Here is a 5,563-nt window from a genome sequence, read left to right as displayed (position 1 = left end):
GAAAACTCAAAATAAACACTAGTGTGGGATAGAAAGCCTTTCTCGCCTTTAGCAAAATGCTAATTGATTTGATTTTTTAACACCATAAAAGAGCATCGTCTTAACGAACGATGCTCTTTTAGTTAGTCTGATAGAATCGGTGTTTCCAAGGGTTTCCATTCACTTTTACAAAAGGACCAATACCGTTTATACCAAGCATACTTACTTTGATTTTTGAGCCTCTGCTATTTTAGCAATTTGCTCTTCAACCTGTTCTTTCGACCAACCATGTTCTTCAACAAAGAAGTTACGTGGTGCACGACGACATTCGTCTGAGCAGCTACGCATATAAAATGCCTCATGCTTTTCCTCGCAAAGCATTAATTTATGACATTCAGGGTTTGCGCAGTTTGTATAACGTTCAGAAGGTTCACCTGTGAAATAATCCTTCCCAACGACGACATGTTCCACTTGATTAATAGGTACACTTCGACGACGGTCAAAAACAAACATTTGACCATCCCATAACTGGCCTTTTACTTCTGGATCTTTTGCATACGTGGCGATACCACCGTGTAATTGACCAACACTTTTACCATAGCCCTCGCGTTTTAGCCAGCCAGAGAATTTTTCACAGCGGATACCACCTGTACAGTAAGTTAAAATCTTTTTATCTGCAAAATCTTCTTTATGAGCTTCCATCCAAGCTGGCAAGTCACGGAAATTTTCAATATCAGGTCGAACTGCTCCTCTGAAATGACCTAAATCATATTCGTAGTCATTACGTGCATCGATGATTACGGTGTTATCTTCTTGCATTTGTTCCATAAATTCTTTAGGAGATAAATAATCACCAGTGATTTCTAATGGGTTGATATCATCCTCTAAACCTAAATGAACAATTTCTCGTCGCGGGCGTACATGCATTTTTTTAAAGGTATGCCCTTCAGCTTCATCAATTTTCCACATAATATCACTAAAACGAGCATCTGTCTTCATATGGTTCATGTAAGCTTCTGTTTGCTCAATGGTCCCTGAAACAGTTCCGTTAATACCTTCATTTCCTACTAAAATACGACCAAGAAGTCCAATTTCTTTACATAATGCTAAATGTTCTTCTGCAAAGGCTACTGGGTCTTCAATCGTAATATATTTATAATAAAGTAATACACGATAGTCTTTTTGTGTCAAAATACGTAACCACCTTTATAACAATGTTCGTCATTTAATATAGCACAACAACAGTAATTTTGCTTAGAGTAGGAGGAGTTTTCTAAAAAAACTCGAATAGTACATAGTGAATGACTATTCATATTGGGGGGAAGAGAGATGGAATTTTCAACGATTACTTTAGAAAAATTAGAACGTCGAGCAACGTTAACATTGAATCGTCCACAGGCAATGAATGCTATGGATGGTGACATGATGCGTGAACTTGCAGAATGCTTTGAAGCTCTACAACAAGAAAAAGATATACAGGTACTTGTTATTCGTGGAGAAGGAAAGGTCTTTTCTGCGGGTGGCGATATTAAGGCAATGCTCGATGAAAACAAACCACTAAATATAGATGAGGCAATGGTTTATCTAACACGTATTGTGAGGGCCTATTATCAGCTACCGATGATTGTTATTGCGGCAGTTCATGGTGCTTCGGCAGGCCTAGGATTTAGTTTGACACTTGGTGCAGATATTGTTGTAGCCTGTGAAAATAGTAAACTAGCTATGAACTTCATAGGAATAGGACTGATTCCAGATGGAGGTGGTCACTTCTTTATGAAAGAACGTGTGGGGACTGTAAAAGCGAAACAAATGATATGGGAAGGGAAGGTATTAACTGCAAAAGAAGCATTGGATGCAGGATTAATTGATTATATTGCACCTGATGGTACAGTATTTGCAATGGCTGACCAGCTTGTAGGTAAAATGCTTGCTTCACCTATCTCTTCGATGATTACAACGAAAAAAATTCTCCATGCTCAAAATTTATCACAGCTAGAAAATGTTCTAGCATTGGAAGCAGAAGGACAATCTGCTATGCGTAAAACAACAGATCATATAGAGGGTATTCATGCATTTGTAGAGAAAAGAACACCGGTATTTGTAGGGAAATAAATAGTAAAAAGGCGCGTAGCAGCATTGTCTACGTGCCTTTTACTCGCTATTAAACATGGAATAATATTAATTTACCTGAAGAGTTTACAAGTCGATGAGTTTTGTCGGCAACCCCTTTTTCCTCAATTTGTTGTTGTCCATTTAGTTTAGCAGCCTCATCATTTTCAAATGTCCATGTTTCATCAAACAATGTTTCCCCTGTTTTTTCAAAAGCTGTAAAACGATAATTCTCCATGCAAACCCCACCCTTTTACTAAAATATATTTCTATTATACATAGAAGATTTATAAACTTCACGGTAAAACTAGTGATTTTTTTGATAAATTACGAAAATTGTGGAAAAAGTAAGGCGGTCAAGTATTTTCCTTCATACCATTTTTCATAAAAGATGAAGTATGATAAAATAGAACAAATATTCGGTTTTGATAAGTGAACTCGTACTACTTTGATTAGTACCAAGTTAAGAATTATCTACTATTTGAGGTGATTGGATGACAGCAATTCGTTTTTTCCATATGGCAGATTTACATTTAGATAGTCCATTTAAGGGTTTATTTGGTTTATCTGAACACATTTTAAAGAACATTCGGTCAAGTACTTTTGATGCATTCGACAAAATTATTCAAAAAGCAATTCAAGAGAAGCCTGACTTTTTGCTAATTGTTGGAGATATTTATGATGGTGAAAATCGTAGTTTGCAAGCGCAACGTAGATTTCAAGATGCAATGGAAAAGCTCTTCCAATATAATATCCCAGTGATTGTGAGCTATGGAAATCATGATCACTTAAATGGTACTTGGACACGCTTTTCTTTGCCAAGTAATGTCTATGAATTACCAGCTGAAACGAGTGTTGTTCAATTAAAAATTCGGGATCAGCAAGTCAATATATATGGTTTCAGTTATCATGAACGCCACTTGAGGGAATCGGTTATCGAAAGCTATCCAATTGCACAAAATCAACAAACCATTCATATTGGTATGCTACACGGAAGTGAGGCAAGTAATACGACTCATGATGTGTATGCTCCCTTTACTAAGCAACAATTGCTAGAGAAAAACTACCATTATTGGGCTTTAGGCCATATTCATAAACGACAGCTTTTACATCAAAATCCTCCAATTGTTTATCCAGGCAATATACAAAGTCGCCATCGTAAAGAGCAAGGTTTGAAAGGTTATTATGATGTAACTTTATCCCGAACTTCGGTTGAACTAGATTTTATTCCAACTTCAACTGTAGTTTATAGTACAGTTGAAGTGGATTGTAAAAATGTAATCCATGCTAATGAATTACTCAAAAGATGTGCAGAAGCAATTACAGTCAATAGAACAAAGTATGGTGCATCAGTTATAGAGCTTCATTTGAAAAATATTGATGAACAAACAGAAGCATTATTTGAGCATGCCACAGTAGATGCATGGTTAGAGACCGTTCGGGAAGCTGAAGAAGGCATTGAGCCAATGTGTTGGGTACAAAAATTGGTGTTGCAGAAGACTAGGAAATTTTATGAACATACTGCAACAACTCAATCAGTTGTCAGCTTAATGGAACAATGGGATAGTAATGAATGGAAGGATATACTTAAAGATTTATACCAATATGCTGGGGGCGCAAGGCTGATAGAGCCACTTACAGACAAGGATATAGAGAATTTAATGAATAGCGCACAGGCATTATTGGCAGAAGAAATTCAAAGGGCGTGATCACATGCTGACAATACAAAAAATCCAAATTTATGGCTTTGGTAAGCATGAAAATATGACCATTTCGTTAAGCGATGGTGTTACCATTTTTTATGGATTAAATGAAGCGGGAAAAACAACAATTCAGCAATTTATTCTACAAATGCTTTTTGGTTTCCCCACGAGGCAGCAGACACAGCGCAAATATGAACCAAAAGCTTCGACAAAGTATGGTGGTCAGCTGATACTCAAGCATCCGATTTATGGCCAATGTACCATTGAACGTGTGAAAGGGAAGGCAACGGGCGATGTTACTGTCTTTTTAGAGGATGGTACAACTGGACAAGAGGAACTGTTAGCAAAACTATTATATGGCTATTCAAGAGCCAGCTTTGAGTCTATTTTTTCATTTTCATTACATGAGCTACAAGGGATTGAGAAAATGTCAGAGGAGGAACTAACACATTTGCTACTAGCCTCTGGTACGACAGGTATTCAACATTTATCGACCCTTGAGAAGAAAATGGATAAAGAGGCAAATGAATTATTTAGGAAAACCGGTAAAGTGCCAGTAATTAATCAAAAAATAGAGCATTTAAAGCAGCTTGAACGAACGATTAAACAGGAACAAGGGAAAATTCAAACCTTTGAAGATAAATTAAAGCAGCTACAACTCCTAGAGCAAAATTTAGAGCGGCTTTATGAGACACAAAAAATGCAACAACAACAGTGGCAACAGCTAACTATACAAAAACAAGCACTACCTCTAATGAAGCAGCAACAGGCTTTGCAACAAACTTTAGCCAACTATCAAGATATACAATTTCCACCAGAAGGTATTAGACGATATGAACAGTTAAAAGACCGACTAATGCATGAAAACCAACAGCTGTTGCAATTAAAAGAGCAATTTCAAACGTTACAAGATAAAGTACTAGCATCAGTGAATGAGCAAACGGTTAATGAGATGGCTCGCCTTATACAAAAAGAGGCAACCTGGCATCAATTGCTGGTGAAGGTGCAAAATTTACAAGATGATCTCTTTATGCTTGAACATGAAATGGAAGCACAGTTTCGTTTATTAGGCGTTCAAGAAAAAGAGGAACAGGAAAATCTTCTTGGGGAGACTGTTTCACTTCAGCAGGAACAGCAGTTTCAATTTCAATTAAGTAAGCTGCAGGATGCAGAGGAGGAGCTTAAGTTTCATTTACGATCCCTTGAACAAATACATCTAGAAATAGATGCAATTGCTAAACAAAAGCAACGGATTGTACAGGAATCATTAACAAGTGAAGAAGAACATATTTTAGCACAGTGGCCCCAGCAAAAACGAAGGCTTGAGCAATTACGTGCTGCCAAGTCACTAAGAAATAAGCAAACACAACCTTTGTATTTTATCTGGCTTATTCTACTAATTGGTTTATTGTCATTTGCTTATGGAGTGTTTGAAAAGAATGTGGTTGTGATCATTGTCGGAGCATTTTTGTCATTGCTTAGCATTTTGTATATGAGACATAGTAAACAAGCAGAGCCTATAAATAAAGAGCAAAGTTATCTCCTACGAGAGTTAGAACAAGAAGAAATGACAGTACAAGCTGTGCTATTAAAGAAGCAACGATATGAGGATCGTTGGTTACATGTCAATGAACAGCAAAAAGAAAAAGAACAGCAATACGTTCAACTTGAATATAAAATTCAACAAGCAGAGTTAGAGAGTGAAGAGGCCACACAGGCACTTCAGCTTTTTTTAAAGCGTTATCGATTACAAGGATCAATAGCCAGAACTT

5 protein-coding genes are annotated in these 5,563 nt (G+C 36.9%); 3 read left to right on the top strand and 2 right to left on the bottom strand.

The window, feature by feature from the left end; genetic code table 11:
* Positions 1–201: 201 nt before the first annotated feature.
* On the bottom strand, positions 202–1,170 hold the full coding sequence (gene trhO, locus RT445_RS22890; RefSeq protein WP_274794437.1) for an oxygen-dependent tRNA uridine(34) hydroxylase TrhO: 969 nt from the start codon (positions 1,168–1,170) through the stop codon (positions 202–204).
* A gap of 138 nt (positions 1,171–1,308) precedes the next feature.
* Here trhO and RT445_RS22885 point away from each other — a divergent pair, with 138 nt between their 5' ends.
* Positions 1,309–2,091, top strand: coding sequence for an enoyl-CoA hydratase (locus RT445_RS22885; RefSeq protein ID WP_274794436.1), 783 nt, complete (start codon positions 1,309–1,311; stop codon positions 2,089–2,091).
* A gap of 49 nt (positions 2,092–2,140) precedes the next feature.
* Here the strand turns inward: RT445_RS22885 and RT445_RS22880 are convergent, their stop codons facing one another.
* Positions 2,141–2,326, bottom strand: a complete 186-nt coding sequence (locus RT445_RS22880) for a YhzD family protein (protein ID WP_274794435.1) — start codon at positions 2,324–2,326, stop codon at positions 2,141–2,143.
* 256 nt (positions 2,327–2,582) lie between these two features.
* On the opposite strand from RT445_RS22880, the gene RT445_RS22875 reads away from it, so the two are divergent.
* A complete protein-coding gene (locus tag RT445_RS22875; protein ID WP_313471660.1) occupies positions 2,583–3,797 on the top strand; it encodes a metallophosphoesterase family protein in 1,215 nt (404 codons plus the stop codon).
* Between the two features lie 4 nt (positions 3,798–3,801).
* Positions 3,802–5,563 (top strand): ATP-binding protein (locus RT445_RS22870; protein ID WP_313471659.1); only part of this gene is annotated, 1,762 nt, incomplete at its 3' end.

The organism is Lysinibacillus sp. (genome assembly GCF_032093475.1).
Classification (GTDB): Bacteria; Bacillota; Bacilli; order Bacillales_A; family Planococcaceae; genus Lysinibacillus; species Lysinibacillus irui.
The sequence above is the reverse complement of the archived record's forward strand: the minus strand, read 5'-3'. Positions and strand labels throughout refer to the sequence as shown.